The sequence below is a fragment of the Comamonas sp. UBA7528 genome, assembly GCF_002479375.1.
Classification (GTDB): domain Bacteria; phylum Pseudomonadota; class Gammaproteobacteria; order Burkholderiales; family Burkholderiaceae_C; genus Comamonas.
The window spans coordinates 337,690-358,728 of sequence record NZ_DLMU01000001.1; the positions used below are offsets into that span (position 1 = coordinate 337,690).

General features: G+C 60.9%; 28 protein-coding genes and 1 pseudogene. 14 read left to right on the top strand and 15 right to left on the bottom strand.

All coding sequences use genetic code 11. The features are described from left to right. Positions 1–64: 64 nt before the first annotated feature. The 10 genes from terL to B3349_RS01600 all read right to left on the bottom strand — a co-directional run bounded on the left by terL (position 65) and on the right by B3349_RS01600 (position 6,678). A complete protein-coding gene (terL, locus tag B3349_RS01555; protein WP_291585806.1) occupies positions 65–1,399 on the bottom strand; it encodes a phage terminase large subunit in 1,335 nt (444 codons plus the stop codon). Positions 1,400–1,463: 64 nt separating this feature from the next. Then, complete coding sequence (locus B3349_RS01560; RefSeq protein WP_291585809.1) at positions 1,464–2,021, bottom strand: helix-turn-helix domain-containing protein; 558 nt, start codon at positions 2,019–2,021, stop codon at positions 1,464–1,466. Beyond that, on the bottom strand, positions 2,021–2,545 hold the full coding sequence (locus B3349_RS01565) for a hypothetical protein (RefSeq protein WP_291585810.1): 525 nt from the start codon (positions 2,543–2,545) through the stop codon (positions 2,021–2,023). The genes B3349_RS01560 and B3349_RS01565 overlap by 1 nt, the downstream gene beginning before the upstream one ends. After that, on the bottom strand, positions 2,542–3,129 hold the full coding sequence (locus tag B3349_RS01570; RefSeq protein WP_291585811.1) for a recombination protein NinG: 588 nt from the start codon (positions 3,127–3,129) through the stop codon (positions 2,542–2,544). Before B3349_RS01570 ends, B3349_RS01565 begins: the two co-directional genes overlap by 4 nt. Beyond that, positions 3,126–3,539 carry a recombination protein NinB gene (locus B3349_RS01575; RefSeq protein WP_291585813.1) on the bottom strand — a complete coding sequence of 138 codons (414 nt, stop codon included), beginning with the start codon at positions 3,537–3,539 and terminating at the stop codon, positions 3,126–3,128. Before B3349_RS01575 ends, B3349_RS01570 begins: the two co-directional genes overlap by 4 nt. Then, on the bottom strand, positions 3,532–3,846 hold the full coding sequence (locus B3349_RS01580) for a hypothetical protein (protein WP_291585815.1): 315 nt from the start codon (positions 3,844–3,846) through the stop codon (positions 3,532–3,534). Before B3349_RS01580 ends, B3349_RS01575 begins: the two co-directional genes overlap by 8 nt. 8 nt (positions 3,847–3,854) lie before the next feature. Further along, positions 3,855–4,313 carry a hypothetical protein gene (locus B3349_RS01585; protein ID WP_291585817.1) on the bottom strand — a complete coding sequence of 153 codons (459 nt, stop codon included), beginning with the start codon at positions 4,311–4,313 and terminating at the stop codon, positions 3,855–3,857. Next, positions 4,303–5,394 (bottom strand): YdaU family protein, encoded by a 1,092-nt coding sequence (locus tag B3349_RS01590; protein WP_291585819.1) that lies wholly within the window; start codon positions 5,392–5,394, stop codon positions 4,303–4,305. Before B3349_RS01590 ends, B3349_RS01585 begins: the two co-directional genes overlap by 11 nt. A 3-nt stretch (positions 5,395–5,397) precedes the next feature. After that, positions 5,398–5,877, bottom strand: coding sequence for a phage regulatory CII family protein (locus tag B3349_RS01595; protein ID WP_291585821.1), 480 nt, complete (start codon positions 5,875–5,877; stop codon positions 5,398–5,400). Between the two features lie 312 nt (positions 5,878–6,189). After that, on the bottom strand, positions 6,190–6,678 hold the full coding sequence (locus B3349_RS01600; RefSeq protein WP_291585822.1) for a hypothetical protein: 489 nt from the start codon (positions 6,676–6,678) through the stop codon (positions 6,190–6,192). A gap of 107 nt (positions 6,679–6,785) precedes the next feature. Between B3349_RS01600 and B3349_RS01605 the strand changes: the two genes are divergently transcribed. After that, complete coding sequence (locus tag B3349_RS01605) at positions 6,786–7,145, top strand: DUF2513 domain-containing protein (protein WP_349682173.1); 360 nt, start codon at positions 6,786–6,788, stop codon at positions 7,143–7,145. A 209-nt stretch (positions 7,146–7,354) separates the two neighbouring features. Here B3349_RS01605 and B3349_RS01610 read toward each other — a convergent pair whose 3' ends face one another. Continuing rightward, the gene (locus tag B3349_RS01610) at positions 7,355–7,585 is read right to left on the bottom strand and encodes a helix-turn-helix domain-containing protein (RefSeq protein WP_291585827.1); all 231 of its coding nucleotides are present in this window, start codon (positions 7,583–7,585) and stop codon (positions 7,355–7,357) included. A 74-nt stretch (positions 7,586–7,659) separates the two neighbouring features. Between B3349_RS01610 and relB the strand changes: the two genes are divergently transcribed. The 6 genes from relB to B3349_RS01640 all read left to right on the top strand — a co-directional run bounded on the left by relB (position 7,660) and on the right by B3349_RS01640 (position 11,655). Next, a complete protein-coding gene (gene relB / locus B3349_RS01615; RefSeq protein ID WP_291585828.1) occupies positions 7,660–8,325 on the top strand; it encodes a type II toxin-antitoxin system RelB family anti-toxin in 666 nt (221 codons plus the stop codon). 13 nt (positions 8,326–8,338) lie between these two features. Next, a complete protein-coding gene (locus tag B3349_RS01620) occupies positions 8,339–8,857 on the top strand; it encodes a hypothetical protein (protein WP_291585830.1) in 519 nt (172 codons plus the stop codon). Between the two features lie 141 nt (positions 8,858–8,998). After that, positions 8,999–9,247 (top strand): hypothetical protein, encoded by a 249-nt coding sequence (locus tag B3349_RS01625; protein WP_291585831.1) that lies wholly within the window; start codon positions 8,999–9,001, stop codon positions 9,245–9,247. Between the two features lie 163 nt (positions 9,248–9,410). Further along, positions 9,411–9,839: a hypothetical protein gene (locus B3349_RS01630; RefSeq protein WP_291585833.1), complete on the top strand. Its 429-nt coding sequence runs from the start codon at positions 9,411–9,413 to the stop codon at positions 9,837–9,839. Between the two features lie 1,100 nt (positions 9,840–10,939). Beyond that, a complete protein-coding gene (locus B3349_RS01635; RefSeq protein ID WP_291585834.1) occupies positions 10,940–11,119 on the top strand; it encodes a hypothetical protein in 180 nt (59 codons plus the stop codon). A 251-nt stretch (positions 11,120–11,370) separates the two neighbouring features. Beyond that, on the top strand, positions 11,371–11,655 hold the full coding sequence (locus tag B3349_RS01640) for an H-NS histone family protein (RefSeq protein WP_291585836.1): 285 nt from the start codon (positions 11,371–11,373) through the stop codon (positions 11,653–11,655). 204 nt (positions 11,656–11,859) lie between these two features. Here B3349_RS01640 and B3349_RS01645 read toward each other — a convergent pair whose 3' ends face one another. Continuing rightward, positions 11,860–12,270, bottom strand: coding sequence for a hypothetical protein (locus tag B3349_RS01645; protein ID WP_291585837.1), 411 nt, complete (start codon positions 12,268–12,270; stop codon positions 11,860–11,862). 233 nt (positions 12,271–12,503) lie between these two features. Further along, positions 12,504–14,447 carry a bifunctional diguanylate cyclase/phosphodiesterase gene (locus tag B3349_RS01650; RefSeq protein WP_291585839.1) on the bottom strand — a complete coding sequence of 648 codons (1,944 nt, stop codon included), beginning with the start codon at positions 14,445–14,447 and terminating at the stop codon, positions 12,504–12,506. Positions 14,448–14,655: 208 nt separating this feature from the next. Between B3349_RS01650 and B3349_RS01655 the strand changes: the two genes are divergently transcribed. The 6 genes and pseudogenes from B3349_RS01655 to B3349_RS20650 all read left to right on the top strand — a co-directional run. Beyond that, positions 14,656–14,949 carry a hypothetical protein gene (locus tag B3349_RS01655; RefSeq protein ID WP_291585840.1) on the top strand — a complete coding sequence of 98 codons (294 nt, stop codon included), beginning with the start codon at positions 14,656–14,658 and terminating at the stop codon, positions 14,947–14,949. A gap of 136 nt (positions 14,950–15,085) precedes the next feature. Beyond that, on the top strand, positions 15,086–15,226 hold the full coding sequence (locus B3349_RS01660; RefSeq protein WP_291585842.1) for a hypothetical protein: 141 nt from the start codon (positions 15,086–15,088) through the stop codon (positions 15,224–15,226). Next, entirely contained in the window at positions 15,223–15,345 is a 123-nt protein-coding gene (locus B3349_RS01665; RefSeq protein ID WP_291585844.1) for a hypothetical protein, read from the top strand. Before B3349_RS01660 ends, B3349_RS01665 begins: the two co-directional genes overlap by 4 nt. 26 nt (positions 15,346–15,371) lie before the next feature. Next, on the top strand, positions 15,372–16,337 hold the full coding sequence (locus B3349_RS01670) for a recombinase RecT (RefSeq protein ID WP_291585846.1): 966 nt from the start codon (positions 15,372–15,374) through the stop codon (positions 16,335–16,337). A 2-nt stretch (positions 16,338–16,339) separates the two neighbouring features. After that, entirely contained in the window at positions 16,340–18,109 is a 1,770-nt protein-coding gene (locus tag B3349_RS01675) for a YqaJ viral recombinase family protein (protein WP_291585848.1), read from the top strand. A gap of 56 nt (positions 18,110–18,165) precedes the next feature. Next, a pseudogene (locus B3349_RS20650) lies at positions 18,166–18,276 on the top strand (H-NS family nucleoid-associated regulatory protein); the annotation flags it as partial. Positions 18,277–18,378: 102 nt separating this feature from the next. On the opposite strand, the gene B3349_RS01685 reads toward B3349_RS20650, so the two are convergent. Continuing rightward, positions 18,379–18,639 carry a hypothetical protein gene (locus B3349_RS01685; protein ID WP_291585849.1) on the bottom strand — a complete coding sequence of 87 codons (261 nt, stop codon included), beginning with the start codon at positions 18,637–18,639 and terminating at the stop codon, positions 18,379–18,381. Between the two features lie 99 nt (positions 18,640–18,738). On the opposite strand from B3349_RS01685, the gene B3349_RS01690 reads away from it, so the two are divergent. Further along, positions 18,739–20,484 (top strand): DNA cytosine methyltransferase, encoded by a 1,746-nt coding sequence (locus B3349_RS01690; protein ID WP_291585851.1) that lies wholly within the window; start codon positions 18,739–18,741, stop codon positions 20,482–20,484. 41 nt (positions 20,485–20,525) lie between these two features. Here the strand turns inward: B3349_RS01690 and B3349_RS01695 are convergent, their stop codons facing one another. Further along, on the bottom strand, positions 20,526–20,978 hold the full coding sequence (locus B3349_RS01695; RefSeq protein ID WP_291585853.1) for a hypothetical protein: 453 nt from the start codon (positions 20,976–20,978) through the stop codon (positions 20,526–20,528). Between the last annotated feature and the right edge of the window lie 61 nt (positions 20,979–21,039).

Here is a 21,039-nt window from a genome sequence, read left to right on the forward strand (position 1 = left end):
GAAGCGATGTTCACACTAACCGTCATAGGTCAGAATTACCAATTTATCCTTGAGTTCGATCAGCCTAAGTAAATATCCCAACCGTCGGCTGCAGCAGCCCATTGAACCCTCTTGCTGCCGCATCCACCTGATCATCATATTTACCAAACGGGAACAGGCGGCACTCATCAGTGAACGCCTTGTTCCAGGGGCCCCGCAGCATCAGCACATTCCCCGCGTTGATTTGACTGGCTAAGGGTGTGGCCCGCGTCACCTTGTCGCCTGATTCCGGGCTGAAATGCACGTTGTGGCCGGCCAGCAGCTTGGCAAAGGCCAGCACCTGCGACTTGCCGGCCTGGCCAGGGTCCTGCGGCAGGCTTTGCTTCAGCATGCGGCCGTCGGCCATGGCTGTGTTTTTGATAAGCGCATCCCGCTTGTTCGTCTCGAACTGCTCACGCTTCATGTCGGCAATGATGTAGCGGCCATCGCTCAGGCGCCCTATCTTGCCGCCGGCGGTGAAGTCGCCCGATGCCGATGCGCCCAAGTCCCAGCCGCGGCACCACTCCACCACGTTATGCGGGATGGCATCCACGACCTGCAGCATGTCAGGCTGGATCGTTCCCCCGGCAGGCGGTGCCGGTAACTGCCGGTACTGGCCGGCAAAGACATAGGGCGCAGCCTGCTCCATGCGGCGCAAGGTGTCTGCGTCGTGCTTCTCAGGCCACAGCGGCGTCTCGTCCTCGTTCCACACGGACAGGCACAGGTTTTCCCAGATCTCGCCATTGCCGCCGGCCACGGCGGGGCCCTTGCCGTCAGCCCCGCGATCCCCAAGCAGCCAGCCCGCCAGGTCCTCCTCGTGCAGGCGCTGCATGATGACGATGATGGGCGTGTCCGGGCTGTTCTTGCGACTCTCCAGCGTGTTCTGGAACCAGTCAATCACCCCTTTGCGGATCACGTCCGAGGTTGCCTCGTCGGCCTTGTGCGGGTCATCGATGATGATGGCTCCGCCGAACCCCTCCCGGTGCTTGCCCGCGCCAAAGCCGGTGATCGTGCCGCCGGTGCCGGTGGCATACATCACGCCGCCTTCTGAGTTTTTCCAGTGGTGCTGGGCATCGCTGGCCAACTGCAGCCCAGGGAAAATCTCCTTGAACGCCTCGTGCTGCACCAGGCCTCGCACGTTGGTGCTGTTGTTCGTGGCCAGGGCGCTGGAGTAACTGGCGTGGATGAACTCGCAGTCGGGCACCTTGCCAAAGCACCAGGCGATGAAGTTCACCACGGCCAACTCGGTCTTCGAATAGCGCGGCGGAATGTTGATCACCAGGCGCTTGCACTCGCCACGGTAGACCCGCATCAGGGCATCACAGATCATCTGGTGGTGCCGGGCACGCTGCCAGACGAACCCCTTGCGCTGCAGGAACATCCAGCGCGAGAAGCTGTAGAGATCCTCCCGGGCCCAGCCCACCGCCGCCAGGCGCTCAGCTGGGCTAAAACTTGGTTTGGACACTCTCCACCACTTCCTTCAACTGCGCCGGAGACACGCTGCCATAGCCCACCGGCTGCTCACCCGTGTTGAGCTCCTTGATCGTTTCCTTGTTGGCCGCCATGAGGTTCAGGGCAATGCTTGCACTGTCGTTGGCCAGCTTGGTCAGCGCGGCCACGCCCTTCAGGCTCTCGATGGACTTCAGCGGCTCCACATCATCGACCTTGTCCACCTCGCTGTTGGCCAGGGCACTTAGCCGGTGTGCTGTCTGCGCACCGTACTGTGCTGCGCTGGCCAGGTTGTCGCTGATGGCCCGCAGCTTGGATGCGAGGTTATGCGCAGTTATTTGCGCAGAAATCGGCAGTGCCATAACTGCGCGCTCAGTCGCAACTATCTGATTGGCAACGCTTTTTATTTCTTCAACCTGCGTAGATTTGCGGGCGCGGATGGTGGCTTCGGACACCCCAAACTCTTTGGCCAGCTTGCGTACTGCCTCGCCCTCCAGCATGCGGCGCTCAATTTCTTGCCACTGCTTTTCTGTCAGCTTCGATTTCCGCCCCATCAGTCCACCGCCTCCCCATCCATAGCCCGAACCGCCTTGCCACGCGTGCGTGCCTTGGCCCCAGGGCGTGGGGGCACTTGGCGGGCCCGGCGTTGCTCCTCACGCTTGTAGTCCTCGGCAGTCCACCGGGACGGATAGGCCGCGCCCTCAATGCGCGTCACCCCGCGGCTTGGCTGTATGCGGGATGCGTACTTGCTGCCCCCAGCCGTGGCCGCAGCAGTACTCTGGCTGCCACGGCGCAGGCTGAGAGCCTTGGAAGCCAGGTCGAACACTGACGACAGCCCTGCCTTGGCCTCTGCGGGCATGCCAGCCCACTTACCGGACCGACTTTGGCGCACGGTGAGGATGGGGTCTGCTGGCCCGTCCACCTCTTCTTCGATGGCCTTGGCCGCTTGAGTGACCTCGGCAACCTTCGCCGCCCTGGCGCGCGGGGACTTGATCCTCACAGAAGGAGCAGGCGTGCGTGCGGCCCGCAGCTCCTCAAACAGGCTCAAGGTGTAGATGTCCATATGGCGTTTCTTCATGCTCCGCCCTCCTTCTTCAGCTTCTTGTTCTTCAGTCGATATTCGTCACGGATGGCGATCAGCTCTTGCCGGGTCCACTTGCGCACCTGGTTATCCGCCTCCAGCGCCTCCACCCGGGCAAGGCCGATGCGCGCGACCAGGCGGATGCGATAGTCCACGGCGTTGCCGGCCAGGAACTGGTTGTCGTGCTTGCTCTGGGCGTGGCAGTTGTCCTCGTGGAACCGCAGGTGCGATGCGGCACCGGTGCTGCGGTAGTGGCCGGCGTCCACGGCATTTCCGGACCAGTCCAGCGGGCGGCCGGAGCTGATGCATACATGCCCTGCCTGGCGGTCACGCTCACGGATGAAGGCGTTGAAGGCGATCTGCGCCTCTTTGATGAGGTGGGGCACAGTCTTCAGTGCCTCTTTGCGCCGGCGCGTCTCGGCCCTCTCCACCTTGGCCGCCATGCGGGCCTTCTTCTCGTCAGCGCGCGCGGCCTTGGCGGCCTGGGCCTCGGCGTAGCCATCGATGCAGCCCGGGTGGATTCGCTGGCCCTGCTCCAGCTTGCCCTTGCAGTGCGGGCAGCGTGTACGGCGGAACGTCATGCGCCCTCCCACAGGTCGTAGAACGTCACGCCCAGCTCGGAGGCAGCATAGGCCTCCACCTGGGTGCAGAACTCGGCAAACTCCGCGGTGCTCAAGTCTTTGGAGCTGGCCCCCACCACGGAGCCATCGGGCAGCTCCACCACGCCGATGAACTTGCGTTTGAGCAGCTCGTGCCAGGTCTCGGCGTCGAACTGCCGGCCGTTGACCACCGCCTGCTGCGCGATCTGGGCCAGGACACCATTGCCCCAATACCGGCGGTTCTGGGCCCGGGTGCGCTTGCGGCGCGCCACGGTCAGCACCCAGCGGCCAGAGCCTTGCAGTGCACCTCGCAAGAACGGGAACAACTGCGCCTTGATGGCCACCCAGGCCTGCTGCCGGCTGAACAGGTCAATCTCCAGCTTCTCAGGCATGGGCCGCCCTCCACAGCAAAGGTGCCCAGGGGTTGCCTTGAAGGGCCTGCAGAAAGTCCGCCTGCACCCGTGGCGCTTCCAGCACCTGGTGCGCCGGTGCGCAGCACAGCGGGTTGCCGCAGCGCTGGGTGATGCGGGCCTGCGCGGGCACCACCATCCCCGTCAGCTCCAGCACCTGCTTGTGCACCCGGCGGTTGAAGCGCACCCCGCCCTCGTGCACGCTCAGGTACGGGCGCTGGCGGATCAGCGCGCCCTGCCAGATCCAGCAGCCGCCGTCGACACGGCAGCGGCTCTTGATTTGTTCCATTGCCGCCTTCATGCGATCACCTCCATGCCAAGCGCCTCGCATGCGAATCGCAGTTGAGCAGGCGCAAGCCGCTCTCCTGCTTGGTGGCGGGCAATCAACGTCTTTGCCCACTGCTTGGGATCGATGCGAGGAGCCAGCGCCTGCTTGAGTTCGGTTTGCTTGGCGATCTGCTCTGCAACCACTCGCTCATTGGCCAGCGGGGCCGGCAGACGCTGGAACTCGGGCAGCGGGCAGTTGTTGGCAATGGCCCGGAACTGGCTCACGTTCGGGCAGCGCTCGGGCAGGTGACGCAGCGCATAGCGAAGCGGCTCCAGGTTCTGCGCGAAGCCAGAGAGCTCGCTGCCCCAGTCGCTCTTGACCAGGTTCATGTCCACGCCGTCCCATTGCCGCAGCCAGGTTGCCCCGTAGCGGACGGCCAATTTGGCAAAGATCGCGTCGATCACGCAGGGGAACGATTCATCCTGCATGCTGGCCTCCGATCAATGCCTGCTTGGGAGCAACGTCGATCACGTCGCCACCGTTCATGAAGTTCTGAGCCATGTCGAAGCTGCTCACGGCGCCGGGGGCCTTGCGCGCCGCCATGGGCGCAACCTCCTCCATGCGCTGGCGGGCCGCCCGTTGAGCGAAGGTTTCGACCGGTGCATGAGGGTCCACGCCAGCCACACGGGCTTTGCTCAGCTGTGTCTGCAGGTCCCGCGCCTCCCGCTCCTCACGCTCCACAATGCCCAGCGCATAGCTGAAGCTCTTGCCCGCCGCCAGGGCCTTGTGCGCCGCATCCTCGAGCTGGCCCACGGTCACCCCGGCGTTCAGCAGGGCGTTGAGCTTGGAGTTCCCCGGGTTGACCAGCCCCACCCCCAGGCGCTTCATCAGCTGGCACACCGTGCCGGCCAGCGGGTGGCTGTTATCGCCGGTGGGTCGTGGCAGCTCGTGCGGTTCGGGCAGATCGTTCGTTGTCGGCTGGATCCCACCCACCGCCCCCTGGGGGGTAAGGGGGGTATCTACCTTGGTATTGGTATTGGTTATGGGATTGGTAGAGATAGCCGTTGCAGGTGCGTCACCAGAAATGACCTGTTCGCGTTGCAGGTCCGTTTCAGGTTCTGGACCAGCAACGTTGCAGTGCAGCTTATGTAAGCGTTGCAGTTCCTTAACTGAAACGTCCCAGGCCGGAACAATGCCCTTCTCCCGCAACGCCTCGAACATGGCTGCTCGACGTTCGCGGTAACGGCGCATGCGCTCGGACTCATGCTGCGCTTTCTCTCCCTGCGCCGTCTGCTTGACACGCATGGAGTCGATCTCACGGTCAGCGCGCGGGCTGATCCAACCGATATCGGTCTGGATGAAGAACTCATGCAAGACCACCTCAACGGCTTGCCGCTGCTCCGGTGTGCTTGCCACGACAAGGCGGCAGATTGCGCGCATGTCGTCAGGGAACGGCTCTTCCCGGGTGTAGTAGACGTCCAGCAGGCGCCGGTATGCACAGTCCTCTTCCCAAGTCAGGTGCCTGGTTGCGCTGGCGTAGTCGCCAATGTGAAAAGCGTAGTAGTTCATGGCCTACTCCACGCGGCTGCGGTTGTCGGCCGCATGCTCGGCTTTCAGCGCGGCGGCCACGGCCTGCAAGGCAGAGACCGCCTGGCCAATCTCGGTCAGCACCTCGCGCTTGTCGTTGTCGCTGATGTTTCCGTCAGCCTTGGAGCGCGTCACGGCCAGCAGCACATCAGCGGTCTCGTGAACAGCGTGTGCCGTGGTCCTGGACAGGCACAAGGCGCCCTCTCCCATGTCCATCACCGGCAGCGAGAGCACACCCGCCTTGAACGAAAACACCGTGCCCAGGGCGTGGGCCTCCGGGCTGCCGGCCTCGCGGCACATCTCGGCAATTTGCTCGGCATCTGCCAAGCCCATCTTGTGGTGGGCAGAGGCACCGCTCAGCTCCTTGCGCAGCACTTCATCAGATTTACCCAGGCGCACAGCCAGGGCAGCCCGGCCTCCCGGGTAGTTGGCAACCATGCGCCGCAATGCATCAAGGGAGTTCATGTCCGGGCTCCAGAAAAACGGACGTTGCAGCCGAACGGAATCGATCCGACACTTGGCCCAACGAAGAAAGGGAAAAAGATGGAACCCAAGCCACAACCACCCAAGCCCGAAGCACTGACACCAGAGCAGGTGCAAGCAGCCATTGAGCGGGCTCAGATGTGGCTTGGGAGGATTGAGGCACGCGCGCTGCGTGCGATCGCACTGGGGCAGCGTGATGTGTAGGGGTGCCCGCCGCACCCCGGGCTACGATGGGAGTTCCTACACCACCATCAAAGGCCACCGGGAGGGCGGACAAAAATGCTTTCTGAGCTTTCACAACTCATTCCCATTGGCGGGGCTATCAAGAACATCACGGCCGCTCTTGTCCAAGAACGCGACCGCGAGAAACTTGCGGCCCTCAAGATCGAGCTCACGGACAAAATCCTTGAGCTCCAGACCAAGCTGCTTGAGGTACAAAGCGCCGTCGTCCTCGAAGGTGAAGCCTTGCGGCGCGCGCAAGATCGCATCCGAGAGTTGGAGAGCAAAGAGAGGGAGACATCCCGCTACGAGCTTGCAAAACTGGGCACTGTCGGGGATTTCTTCGCGTATCGCCTTCGTCCTGCAGCCGAACTCAGCGAGCGACAAGGCGAGCCCCCGCATTTCCTCTGTCAGCCTTGCTTCGATGCTGGCAAGAAGGTCGTTTTGCGCCTCAACGGCATCACAGCTAAGTGCAATGGATGTGGGTCGAACACTCGCGTCGACGCCTTGCCCAATACCGGCATTCTTGGTGGAGGAAGCTGGATGGGGGACTAACTCAGCCATGGTTCACCTCCTCGGCGTTTGGCTTGGAATGGGTGCCCACCCTGCCCTGGGCTACGATGAAAGCACCTACACAACCATCACCAGAGAGGGCGGACATGAAACGGGATATGGACTTGATCCGGCGGATAGCACTCGAAGTCGAGAGCCAGGATGTCGGCGAGGATCTGAGTGGGATCGATGGAGTGGAGGAGGAAGTCTTTGCGCTCCACGTGATGTGGATGAAAGAGGCTGGGCTCGTCGATGCGGTCATCCAGGAATACATGGGCGGCGAGACCTTGGCTCTGGTCAGGCGCTTGACATGGGACGGGTGCGAGTTCGCGGATGCAATCCGAAGCGACACCCTCTGGAAAAAAGCCAAAGACAACGTGATGAAGCCATCCATGTCATTCACCTTCGACGTCCTGAAGGACTGGCTCAAAACCGAGATCACGCAGGGCTTGCCGACCATCCGGGCTTTGGGCCAGTAGCTCACGCAGATCCATGGCGGCGGCCAGAAGGCCTGCCTTGGGTGAGCCTGCCTCGCGCGAAACGTGGGATGCGTGGTGCCGAAATGCGATATGGGAATCAGCCATGCCGAACCAGCGCGCAGCACAGGCAGCAACAGCTGTGACTAGTGCGCCCTGCTCTCCCGCTCGCACTGCCGCCATATCCACTGCTGGAGGCTTGCGACTCCCCATCACGCCACCTCCTGGGTGGCTGGTTGTGTGGGGGTGATCTCGTTCAGAACTCTGATGCCGTGCCGTCCGCCGACCCGTATCAAAGCCATGCCGAGGGAGTGGCGAGGCTCCAGCGTTTTTCCCGACGCGAGGTCGGAAATCGTGGCCTGCCCACAGCCTGCCTGCTTCGCAAGCTGGCTCTGTGAGACCCCCTTTGCACATATCGCGGCGATGTAGTCTTTCCATTGCATAGGATGCAATGTATCGGTTTTCCGATTTTTCATCAAGCGGTTTACCAATATCGGAATTCCGTATGCTCTTAAACATGAACACCGACTTCGGAAAACGACTCAAAGAGGCGCGGAAGCACGCTGGGCTGACCCAGCAGCAACTGGCCAAGAAAGTTGGCATCGGTCAATCCACCATTGCCGAGCTGGAGAAGTCTGGGCAGGGGTCGAGCCACGTGCCTGCCATTGCTGCGCACCTGCGCGTGTCCCCGCTCTGGCTTGCCAATGGCACAGGCGAGATGCTGGACCAGTCGAAAAAGCAGCCGATCAGTCTGCAAAACAACCCCGAATACCCCGCGGTCCGTCGAGTGCGCTTCAAGCTGTCCGCTGGGGCTACAGGGTTCGGCCTCGATTACCAGGACGACGAGGGCAACCCGCTGGTATTCCGCCGGAAGTGGTACGAGGACAACGGCTATGACCCTGATGCGCTTTTCGCCACCTCCGTCGCAAATGGGAGCATGGAGCCGGGCCTTTACGACGGCGACACGGTGATCGTGAACACCGATCAAACCGAGCCGAAAGATGGCGCAGTGTTTGCTGTGAACTACGAAGGCGAGATGGTCATAAAGCGGTTGGTGCGCGATGACGGGCAGTGGTGGCTCGCCTCAGATAACCCCGACCAGCGCCGGTACCCGCGCAAGGTCTGTCATGAGGGTGTCTCTCTCATTGGCGAGATCGTGCACAAACAAAGTGAGCGGATTTAATAAGGGGAGAGGGATGGCTGTTGAACAGGGGAAATATGGGCTCTGGTACTCCAAAGGAGTCGGTTTTGCCACCAAAGAACAGGCCCAAGCTCACGAAGATGGTGTAAGTGCACCAGGTTTTCGTGCAACACCTGCAACCCAGCCTACTCCTATGTTGGCGCCAAAGTCTCCGGCACTTTGGCCTGGAATTATTGTTGCGGCCATCATTGCCGTCAGCTTGACCGTCTTGGTCACCAAGTGCACACGGAACTCTGGCAATCCGGAACGCAAGGCAGCCAACGAGGCGGCCATGCAGGAAATCAAGATACAAAGAGTTGCCAGAGGCTTCGTGTCCAGGCATTTGAAAGATCCTGCAAGCGCGGAGTTCCGAAATCAGAGTGGTATGTGCGGAGAAGTGAACGCCAAGAATGGATTTGGCGGCTACACAGGATTCCGGCGCTTCATGGCAGCCAACGAGGACTTGGTGGTCTTTGAGGGCGAGAAGCGACTGACGCCGGCGGAATTCGATGAGGCATGGAGACGAGCATGCTGATGGCCGTCGCCTATGGGCCGGATTCGATGGTGTTTGAGAACCCTCGAATCAAGAAGCACCCATCCTCGCTATCGGCACCGCGTCTCGCTGCACCGGTCTTAAAACATAAATGACAAACCAAGGACGTCAATGAGCAAATACATGATCTCGCCCAACTACCAGAATGAAATTGCGGAGTTAGCTTCAGTTGCTTACGTAACCCGCAGCGATGGCGATCGGGTAGCAGTGACCTTCATGCGGCAGGGAGCCATTCCTCAAGAAGCCACTCACGAGCTCGTAATGTTGCAACTCAACACCGTGAGCATGAGCATTGATGCAGCTAGGGCGCTGCAAAAAACGTTAGGCGAAATCATTGAATCGCAGCCTGAAAATGAAGAGCCAAAGCAGTGACAGCGCAATCTCTAGAAGCGCTGCGACAGAAAGCGGGCACCACTCACAAGCCACCGTTTCCGCATCGGTCATCAGCATAGATACAGCACCATCTGCGCGCCTCGCGGGCCGCCTACGCTCTTCAGACAAAGATCGAGGCAGCCAACTGCCTCATAATGAGGGAATGGATCCTTCAGTCACGAAAGACCTCCTAGACGCACGCCTCGAAGCAATCGAAGCGCGGATGGATTCGCGCGTGGCTGGAATGTCGGCAAAGCTGGACATAGCTCTGGCAGAGATGCGGGCTGACCGTGAGGCCAGCAATGTTCGCTTTGCTGCCGTGCTCAAAGACATCGGCGACATCAAGTCAGAGCTTACGGGAACAAAAGCCAGTTTCAAGACAGTTGTCGGCAATGTGTGGGGCGCGGCTGTAGCTACCATCACGATTGTGGCAGCCATCGTAGGTTTTGGCTTAGCGGCCTTCGACTCCGGTCGCGAGACCTCCAAGAGCATCTCGGAGGCAACTGTGCGCATGGAGAAGCTGCAGGCTCAGTTAGAGGCCCAGGCGAAGGCGGCAGCATCAACACCTGCAATATCTGGGCAAAAGAAGTAGTCTCTCCGCCACGTCGCCACTCCGCCCGCGCGGGAGTGTTCATACCCAGATGCCGCGCTTCGTCACCCTGTAGGCCTGCACCCCACCTACGATCAATGGACTCCTGAGACCGTGGGGCCGCCGCACAATGTGAGCGTCTCCTGTTCTCCCTCCTCTCACTCTGAGAGGTTAGCCCCGTATGTCGGGGCTTCTTTTTGTCTGAGCAAAAACAGCCTCCGAGCGCACGCAGCCTGAATGCCCCTTGCTCGAACGCACGCACCGCAACTGCTGGCGTTTTCATGCCTCTCTCGGTGGGTCTTCAGTAGTATCGGGAAATTATCGGAAAATATCGGAATACCGCTTGACATAATTTATCGGCTTTCCGATACTTCATCCATCGCAGCAACACACCGCGAGACACCCAAGGCCCAGCGATACGGGGCCGAAGCCGACAGGACGCAAAGGCGGGGTTAGCTCCCAAGGGAGCGCAGACAGGAGTTGCAGACGCGATGGGTGCAAAGTGATCGAGCCAGCACCTCGGGTCTTTAAAAAGCAGCTGGTGTGATTGAGAGAGGCGGCGGCACCGAAGTACTGGAAACATGCAACGGGGGTGCGCCACAGCCGAAATGCCCGGGGATGAAAAGACCGGGGGAAGACTTAAGGGCATGGCCAGGCGGCGCAATTGCGCGGGCTCATGAACTTGTGAGGCACGGCAGTCAGTGTCATAGCAGGGAATGGCCGCCCTGCCTGCCTCTCTCAATCACATCAGCCAACCAGGATGAACCGGCCGAAAGGCCCTGCCCCTGTGATCTGTCGGCAGAACGCAAAAGACAGGTGGCGCGAGAACCAACACTCGCGAGCCAGGCCCAGCTGGGCCAGATCAAAACAGCATGCCCCTCGCCCGCCTGAGCGGTAAATCAGGACGCTGGCACCGGCCCTCTTCGGGATATGCCAGCCGCCGCGCACGCCTGCACCTGGGACAGCAGGTATCGATAGCCAAGGACGCGCGGCAACCCATCCACCCGGGTCACCGGGGAAAAGCCAAGCCCTTTCACCAGAGAGCGCTTGGCTTTTTTACGCCGATAGCAGGGCGGCCCTCCCCTGCAAACTGAAACTCAACCATGACTCAACTGAAAAAAGGCCAGTCCGTGAAAGCTCGCACCATCCGTGGCACCGCCACCATTGCCGGCAAGGTGCAGGAGATCATCGAAACCACCAAGGGTCTGTGGGTGACCGTGCAGCCCAACGACAAGGACGCGAAGCCGTTCAAAACACGCCCTGCCCTGTGCACGCCGGCCTGATCCAGAAACTGTCCGCCCGGGGAAGCCCGGGCCAAACCAGAGCGCCTGTCAAAACGGATGCTCTGCTTTGGGAATTGATTTTTTAATGGAATGTCCTATATTTCAGAAGTTAAAGAAATCTTAATACTATCGAGAATTACTATATGGGCTCTGCTTCTTCGGTGTAGGCACACAAGGCAAGACCCAAGCGCGACTCATATGCGCACATCTCAAACGGCAACTGCAAACTCTCAAACATAGGGATCCTCAACATGAGCACGTACCAAAGCCTTCTTCAACAAAAAGCCGAACTGGAAGCCAAGATTGCCGAGGCGCGTAAAACCGAACTGGCCCACGCGGTGACCCAAGCGCGTGAACTGGTCGCGCAATACGGCCTGACTCCTGATGATGTGTTCGGTGGCAAGAAGGCTGCAACCGGCCTCCGCGGAACTGTGGCCCCCAAGTACCGCGATCCCGCTACCGGAGCCACCTGGACTGGCCGCGGCAAGCCGCCCAAGTGGATTGCGGACCAAGACCGCACTGCGTTTGCGATTTAAGCGTAGGCGCACGAACAAAAAAGCCCGCTGCATGCGGGCTTTGACGTCTATGTCACATACTCAGAAAGCATCGATAGAGTGCTCTGCCGCATGACATTTGCATCATGAAATAGATACCTCTTCAATGCGCTAGATGAGGCGTACGTGATACGCCCTCTCAGGAAAGAAAGCGCTACACCGAGCACTCGAGCGTTAAGTACGGAGCTACTGTTTTTCGCTCAGTGCCTCCAATATATCCTCTCGTGAGCTAAACCCGCGAAACTTGTAGACCCGTTTAGTGACCTTACGACCAGCACCTGATGCCCCAAGATTGACTACCGTTCCATCGGTATTCAGCCCGCCCTTGCCTTCTAGAGAGTTTTCGTAAAACTCCTCAATTTCAACTTCTTCTGCAACGCTGATGCGTTGAGCAATAGCCACCTCTTGAGCTGTTCTAGCATCTTCTCTAGCAATTGCCGCCTCAAACTCGCGACGTTTTACATGCTCTGCCAGCTGATCTATAGAAAACGCGTTGATTGTTGCTTTTCCAACCTCAGATTCGGCAATACGTGCAGATAGCTTGCGAATCAATGGTGCAGCAGGGAAAAGAGCATCTACTAATTTTGTGTTCAGCACCGCGATCTCCTTAAATGGACTCACATTTGTAACACAAAGATTCGCCTCCAGAGTTCAAGCACAGATCTAGTCAGATGTTCAAAGGCACGGTTGTAGCCATCCAGCTGAACCCAGAATTCCCTGCAGCAAGTCCGCTGAGGTGTTGTGAAAAACCGGGGCGGACACGGCCGCCCCCCCTATCTGCCGGGTTTCGTCAATTGAGCAGGCCATCTAGCCTGCACCGAGTTGGCGCGCTAGATGGCAACAGTCGAGTCCTTATTTGAGCTCTCGCCAAGTAGCCGCCTACTCGATTCAATGACGCGCCCTTTACCTGCATGCTTTGCCTCATACATGGCCTCATCAGCACGCTCTATCAACGAATCACAGGACTCGCCGTCGCCCTCATAGTAGGCAATGCCAATACTGCACCCTACGGTTGCCGTGTGGACGTCTTCCACCACGATAGGAACCAACACAGCCTCCAGGCAACGCTGCATGGTGTGCACTACGCTGGCGTGATCGTTACGCCCGGTCAGCACCACTACGAATTCGTCACCTCCCAAGCGAGCGACGCAATCATGGTCACGCACCGTGCTTTTTAAGCGTTTGGCTACCGTCTGCAAAACGACATCACCAGCATCGTGCCCATAGGTGTCGTTCACTGCTTTGAACCCGTCCAGGTCAATGAAGCAGACTGCGACAGAGCTCTGCTGGCGGTCGGCAAGCGCAATAAACCGCTCCATTTGAGCGATGACGAGCCGGCGGTTGGCCAGGCCCGTCAACGCATCGTGCGAGGCTTGATGGTCGCTCTCTTCCTGGCGCTTTTTATGAGCATCTACATCCACGAAGATCCACACTGAGTCCGTATCTGTAATCTGGGCAGCATTGGCGTCCACCCAGAAGGTTTGACCATTGCTTTTCTGCAATAGAACTTCACTGCGGAAATGCTTGTCATGGCTCAGCGCTTCGCTGGACATTCGCCCTAAGCGCTCATATGTCTCATCGTCTGGATAAATGCATCGCTTGGACTGCTGGTTCAGATCCGAAACATGCATACCCAGCATGCGTGCCATGGCCTTGTTGGCCCAGAGTATTTTTCGATCGCGCACCTTGATCATGCCGATCAAGTCGTTCTCGACAAAGAAGTTCTGCTCCTTCAGCAGCTGCGCATTCTTCAGCTTGGCGATCAGCTCTCGTTGCTGATGTATGAAGAGACTGCCAGCGCCAAGCGTCACAAGCACCAGGCAAAGTACCGTCAGGCTCCATGCGAGCATGGCTTCATTGCGCCAAGGCTGAAGGTAGCTTGCTGTGCTGATACCGGCATACACCGTCAGCGGATAAGGAGTGGAAAGCCGTTGGTAGGCAGTAATGCGTTCAATGCCATCGAGTGCAGTCGGAGTGATGTACCAGCCATGCTCTGGATTGCGGCTCAGAGTCTCCTTCAGCGCTGTTGACGTCACCGTGCCGCCAACGCCCGCAGTTGACGTCGGCTCCATTGCTGAATAGCGGGCCACCAAACGACCTTCGCCAGAGCGCAATGAGGTTGCACTGTCTTTGCCGGGTGTCAGCTTCTCGAACAGACGGCGAAAATGGGCAACATCCAAGACCACAAATACAGCCCCCTGAAAGGTGCCGTCAGGCCCCACCAATTTGCGGCTCAGGACCACGCTCCATTCTTTAAATGAATGGCTGATCAGCGGCTCGGAGATGACCATCTTGTCCGACTGCCTGACCTCAGCAAAGTACGCCCGGTCCGCGATCGAAAAGGGCTGTTCGCCAGGCAAGAGCCCCAGGCGGACCATGCCACTTGCATCAGCCACACGAACTGCCTTGGAGAAAGGCAGCAAACCACCCTGATTGTTCACTGCTGCCTCAAATGTTTGGGCAGTTGACCCTGTCTGGCGGAATTCGTGGCCAATCGTCGCAAGGGCGTTATCGACCAACCGCAACTCGGTGTTGAGCTCGTAGCTCAAAAGGCGGGCTTGGTTTACGGCCGCATCCACGCCGCGTTGAACGTGATACTTATGAGAGTCACGCAGGTTATGCCAAGTTGCCGCTACTAATAAAGTAGCAATAAGAACAATGCCTAAAACAGTTTTCAGTAGAAGCTGCCCGGACTGAATGAGACTTAGCACTAGCCCATTTACAAGGCGATCAATGAAGCCGGTGCTCTTCACGAGCGGGATGCGATCGTTCAAGATGAATTCCGTTGTTACTTAGCGGTTGCTAATAGAGAAGCCTATGTCAATAGCGAACCTCTTGCTCGACCAGCCGTCAAAGCCCGCATGAGCATTAGCGAATGCCCCATCACCTTTTGTAATACCCAAAAGCGGCCCGCTCAGAGCGGGCTTTTTCATTTCTCGGGCTCGCTTCGGCGGGCCTTTTTGCTTTCAAGCAGGAGCATTCATGAACGCACCACTTCAACTGCGCGTCATCCCCTCCAACGCAAATGGCATTCCACCCTATGAGCCAGACACCACGCGCTTTCAGGTGACCGTCGAGGGCGTCACGCTGGATACCTTGATCCACTACGGCGATGACTTTGACCTGTCTGTCTCGGCCATCTGGCACCGCGGCGTGAACATCGCCCCGCTGCTGGAGCCGAGCATTGACGAGTCCATCCTCAGCGCCTACGACACCCACCGCCAGGCCCTGCGCGACGATGCCTTGGTTGAGCGCCGAGCCGGCTTCTCGAAATGAGAGCCAGCATGCGCCCACCCATCCAACTCCAGCGCCTGCCGCGCCGCAGGAGGAAGCCCGCCATCAAGCGGGCTTTGTTCTTTTTGGCCCTGGCCATCCTCGCCGCCCTGGCGGCCACCCAGCTTTAGGAGATCCCATGCGCTTCATCTACATCGTGAACGGTCAGCCCAGCGCTGACACCTTCTGCACCCGCGATGCGGCCTACACCGCAGGCCTGCTGCGCGCCGGCAGCGTCATCGCGGGCATCACCACCGCCGGCGTGCAAGGTTCCGTATGAACACCACCACTCCCTTCCACCAGCCCGCCTCGTGGCGGGCTTCTTATTTTCTGGACCTGCTCAAGTGGCTTGGCATCAGCGCACTCGCTCTGACCGCTGCCGCCGTAATCGTCTTTTGACCATCACCAACTAAACGAGGTATTCCATGAGCAACGCGCTCGCGCCACAGCAAGCAACAGGCAGCCTCCGCCCTGCAGGACAGTTCGACCTGAGCCCGCAGACCTTCGAGCAGGCCATGTCGTTCAGCAAGATGCTGGCGGACTCCGACCTGGTGCCCAAGGACTTCAAGGGTAAGCCAGGGAACTGCATGATCGCCATGCAATGGGGTTCCGAGCTGGGCCTGAAGCCGCTTCAGGCGCTGTCCAACATCGCTGTGGTGAATGGCCGCGCCGCTCTGTGGGGCGACGCGGTCATCGCCCTGGTGCGTGGCAGCCCAGTTTGCGAGTACGTCAAAGAGACGGACGACGGCCACACCGCAACCTGCCGTGCGAAGCGCAAGGGCGAAGCCGAGCACGTCGTGACCTTCAGCATGGACGACGCGAAGCAGGCCGGCCTGGCAGGCAAGCAGGGACCGTGGAGCCAGTATCCGAAGCGCATGCGCCAGATGCGTGCCCGAGCCTTTGCCCTGCGTGACGTTTTCCCCGACGTATTGCGCGGCATGCCCATTGCAGAGGAGGTGCAGGACATTCCGACCGAGCGCCACATGGGCCAGGCGACTGACGTAACGCCAGAGCCGCCAGCCGAACCCGCGGCCTACCCGCAGGCCGACTTCGACAAGAACATGCCTGCTTGGGCCAAAGCCATCGCTGCCGGCAAGAAGTCGATGGACGCGGTGATCTCCACTGTGGAAGCGAAGGCACCGCTGACCGAGGAACAGAAGGCCGCGCTGGCCGACGAGGTGAAGAAGCTGGAGCCCCAGGACGTGGTCTCCAAGACCACAACCGGCGCGCCTCCGGTGGACGCGGCCACGCTGGAGAAGCGGCTGCGTGAAGCCCCCGACCTCGACCAGCTGTACGAGGCCGCCGGCCTGATGGACGCCATCACCGACACCGAGATCCGCGCGGATCTGGACCAAGTATTCAACGAACGTTTGCACGAGCTGGGAGGCTGAACATGCGCCACATCCGACACAAGCAAGGCAGCCCCGAGTGGCTGGCCCACCGCAAGACCACACGCAACGCCAGCGATGCGGCGGCCGTGCTGGACTGCAGCCCCTACAAAAAGCGCTCGGAGCTGGTGCGCGAACTCGCCACTGGCATCGGCCAGGAGTTCAGCCCCGAGCAGCAGGCGATCCTGAACAGCGGCCACGTCTTCGAGGCGTTGGCCCGCCCGCTGGCCGAGGAGATCGTGGGCGAGGAGTTCTACCCGGTGGTGGGGGTGCACGACGATGGCGTGTACGGCGCCAGCTACGACGGCCTCACCATGCTGGAGGACACGGCCTTCGAGCACAAGCGCCTGAACGCAGCGCTGCGTGATGCCATGGTGGAAGGCTGCACCGGCGCAGACCTGCCCCTGCACTACCAAGTGCAGATGGAGCAGCAATGCCTGGTGAACGAGTCCATCGAGCGCATCCTGTTCATGGCGTCCGAGTGGCGCATGAACGGAGACGCGGGCAAGTGGGAGCTGATCGAAGAACGGCACTGCTGGTACACGCCGAACCTTGAGCTGCGCGCACGCGTCTTCACGGGGTGGGCTCTGCTGGAGAAAGACGTTGCCGCCTACACGCCGCCGAAGGCCGAGGCCACGGTCGACAAGGTGCACGCCGCCCTGCCCGTCCTTCGCATCGAAGCCAGCGGCGAGATCACGGCCAGCAACCTGGACGAGTTCAAGGTGGTGGTGCTGGACCGCATCAACACGGTGAGCATGGAGCTGGTCACAGATCAGAACTTCGCCGACGGTGCCGCCGATGCAGAGTGGCTTCGCGATGTGTCCGCCAAGATGAAGGAAGCAGTGCAGCGCGTGCGCGGCGGAATGCAGACCGTGGATGAGGTGCTGCGCGTGCTGGAGCAATTGGACGACATCGCAACCAAGAAGGCCATCGCCATCGAGAAGCTGGTGAAGTCCGAGAAGGACGCGCGCAAAGAGAAGATCGTCCTGGATGGTGACAAGGCGCTGGCCGCGCACGTCACCGCCCTGAACGACAAGCTCGGCGCCAGCTACATCACCTCGCCGCGTGGGCTTTTCGCCCCGATCGTCAAAGGACTGAAGTCCTTGGCGAGCATGGAGGACAAGGTGAAGGTGGCACTGGCCGGCGCCATGGCCGACGCTGACGGCACCGCCGCGCGCCTGGCGGCGAACCGCAAGCACCTGCAGCAGGCGGACCAAGACTGGATCACCCTGTTCCCGGACTTTGCCACCGTGGGCACCAAGGCCGCAGAGGACTTTCAAGCCCTGGCCGCGCTGCGCATCGGGAACCACCGCACGGCGGAAGCCAAACGGCTGGAGACAGAGCGCGAGCGTATCCGCCAAGAAGAGCAGCAGCGCGCCGATGCAGAAATGCGGGAGAAGCTCATTCTGACCGAAGCTCAAGCGCAGGCAGGCATTGCTGAAGCACGTTCTGCCGATGAGCTTCCAGGCCCGCTGCTGGATGACCTCAGCTCACTGGCCAAAGGCCTGCGAGACAGCGGCGTGGCCGAAATCGACACCCGGCATGCCATCGCAACGGCGCAGACCAGTGCTGCTGCAGTTGACACCGGCCAGACGATGACGCTGGGACAGATCAACGCCTTGATTGCGCCCATCAAAGTCGACGCCGCCGGCCTGGCCGAACTCGGCTTTGTGGCCACGACGATCAAAGCTGCGAAGCACTACCCAACTGGCAGCGTGCCGCACATCTTGTCAGCGATGGTCAAGCACCTGCAGGGCGTGATAGCCACAGCCTGACTGCGCCTCTCGCGCCCGAGCATCCGCCAAGCCGAGCCACGCATCACCCGTGCTGGCCGGCCAAGTACCACGACCCAGCAACCGGCGCGACCTGGACCGGCCGCGGCAAGGAACCAGTGTGGATCCGGGGCCAGGACCGCGATGCCTTCTTGATCACCTCTGCTTAACGTTCTGCAGTACAGTGCCGACAAACCACCTAACAGGTACGCGCCAAGTCTAGGCGGTGCACCAGCCCCTGGGAGCGCGAGCGCCAGGGGCTTTTTAATGGGTCAAAGCGCCAGCGGCACCTGATTGCCGTCCTTGTCCACCAGGCAGTTGCCACCATCGGCCACAGCGACGGGCACGCCCAGGAAGTCGGTTTCCCAGCCGGGCCGGAAGGCGAAATTCATTGTCGTGATGACCGTCTTGCGCGTCTCGTTCAGCGTGTTGAACGCATCCTGTGTGAGCTCAAAGCGCTGGGGGTACGCCTTGTCGTGTGCATTCCAGTGATCGCGCAGCGCAGCGACCATTGCGTCATAGATGTTGGCCATGGCCTGAGTCTATTGGAGACGCAATACCCACCCTGGCTTCGGCCACCACCAGCCCGCCCGGCCCACGCCGCGCGGGCTTTGTCTTTTCTGGAGCCCTGAATGCTTACACCCCAGTTTGTCCTTGCACTCTCCGCCAAGCTGGTGGTGGACCTGTTCGCCGGCGGCGGCGGCGCATCCACCGGCATCGAGCAGGCCATCGGCCGCCACGTCGATATCGCCATCAACCACGATGCCGACGCCATCGGCATGCACGAAATCAATCACCCCCAGACGCGCCACTATCAGGCTGACGTTTGGGAAGTGGACCCGGTGCTTGTCACCGCCGGCATGCCCGTGGGCCTGCTGCACGCTTCGCCCGACTGCACCCACCACAGCCAGGCCCTGGGCGGCCAGCCGCGCAGCCGCGAAATCCGATCCCTCGCCTGGGTGGTGCACCGGTGGGCCGGCAAGTCCAAGCCCGATGTGATCACCCTGGAGAACGTGGAGCAGATGCTGCAGTGGTCCCCACTGGTGGCCAAGCGCGACCCGGCCACCGGCCGCGTCATCACGCTGGACAAGGTGCAGGATGCCCACGGCAAGACGGTTTACCGCGTGGCCGCCCCGGGTGAGCGTGTGCCACGTCAGCGGCAATTCCTGGTGCCCGACAAGAAGGCCATGGGCCGGAACTGGAACCACTTTGTGCAGGGCCTGCGCGATATGGGCTACGTCGTGCAGTGGCGCGTCATCTGCAATGCCGACCTGGGCGCGCACAGCACCCGGACCAGGCTCTACATGGTGGCCCGCCGCGATGGCCTGCCCATCGTGTGGCCCGAGGCCACGCACGCCAAGAAGCCCACCGGCCAGCGCAAGGCCTGGCGCCCAGCTGCTGACTGCATCGACTGGAGCATTCCCGGTACCAGCATCTTTGGCCGCAAGAAGGATCTTGCCGAGGCCACCATGCGCCGCATCGCCCACGGCATGCAGAAATACGTGCTCGGCAGCGCTGACCCCTTCATCGTCAATATGGCCCACGGCGGCAAGCTGGAAGCGATTGACAGGCCCATCAGCACCATCGCCACAGAGAAAGGCGGGTGCCGAGCCCTGGTGACACCCACCCTCATTCAGATGGGCTACGGAGAGCGCGCAGGCCAGGCACCCCGTGTGCTTGACCTGAGCAATCCATTGGGCGTGGTGACGGCCGGCGGGCAGAAGTTCGCCACCGCATCTGCGTGCCTGGTTCAGATGGGCCACGGCCAGGGCAGCGGGGCATCAGCACGCCGCAGCTACGGCGCGAACGAAATAAAAGGGCCGGTGGGCGCAATCACTGCCAGCGGCGGCGGCCAGGGTCTGGCGACCGCCTTCATGGTCCAGGCCAATGGAGGCTTCAACACCACACTGGCGAAAGATCTGCGTGACCCGGTATCGGTGGTGACCACCTCCGGCAGCCAGCAGCAGCTGGCCGTAGCACACCTGGCGCAGTACCACCTGGACCAGGAAGACGAGGCAGGCGCCCTGCGCTGCGCCGCATTCCTGATGCGCTATCACGCCAGCGGCGGCCAGTGGGCAGACCTGCGCGACCCGATGACCACCATCACCACGCACGACCGCCTGGCCCTGGTGACCGTGTGGCTCAAGGGTGAGCCCTGGGTAATTGTGGACATCACCCTGCGCATGCTGGTGCCGCGCGAGCTCTACAACGCCCAGGACTTCCCGCAGAGCTATGTCATCGATCGCACGGCCGCAGGCAAGCCACTGACGAAAACCGCCCAGGTGCGCATGGCCGGCAACAGCGTCAGCCCGCTACCCATGCGCCGCATCGTGGAAGCGAACTACACCGAGGCCCTGCCCCAACGCATGGCCGCATGACAACCCAGGCCCGCCCACCGCGGGCCTTTCTCTTTCTGAAATCAGCCATGACCACCACAACGCCCCATACGTGCATCAAGCCCCAATGCCACCCAGGCAAATGCAAGGACTGCAGCTGCGCGATTGCACCGAACGACGACGCCGCCCAGCTTGTGCTGCAGCTGCTGAACACCTTTGCTGTGGACGGCTTGGACCTTCCATTCGAGGATGGCGAATCCAAGATCGTTGACCGTGCGCGCGCCTGGCTGCAGAACCGCCCTGCACCGCAGCAATGCCTGCACCAGATCGCAGAGCCCGCCATCGTGCTGACGGAGCAAGACGCCGTCCTGCTGAACCAGGCCATTGAGCAGTTGGAAGAGTTCGCTGCCCAGCAGCGCCAGCGCGGCAACTGCAGCTCCGCAGAAGCTGCCGAATGCAGCGCCCACGCAGTGCAGCGCCTGGGCGTGGCCATGCTGGCTGCCCAGCGCAATGGGATTCCACCAGCAGTGCCCCATCAGTTCTGCAAAACGTGCAACGGATACGGGCTGATCGGAGGGCCCAGCTTTCAAGACCCGG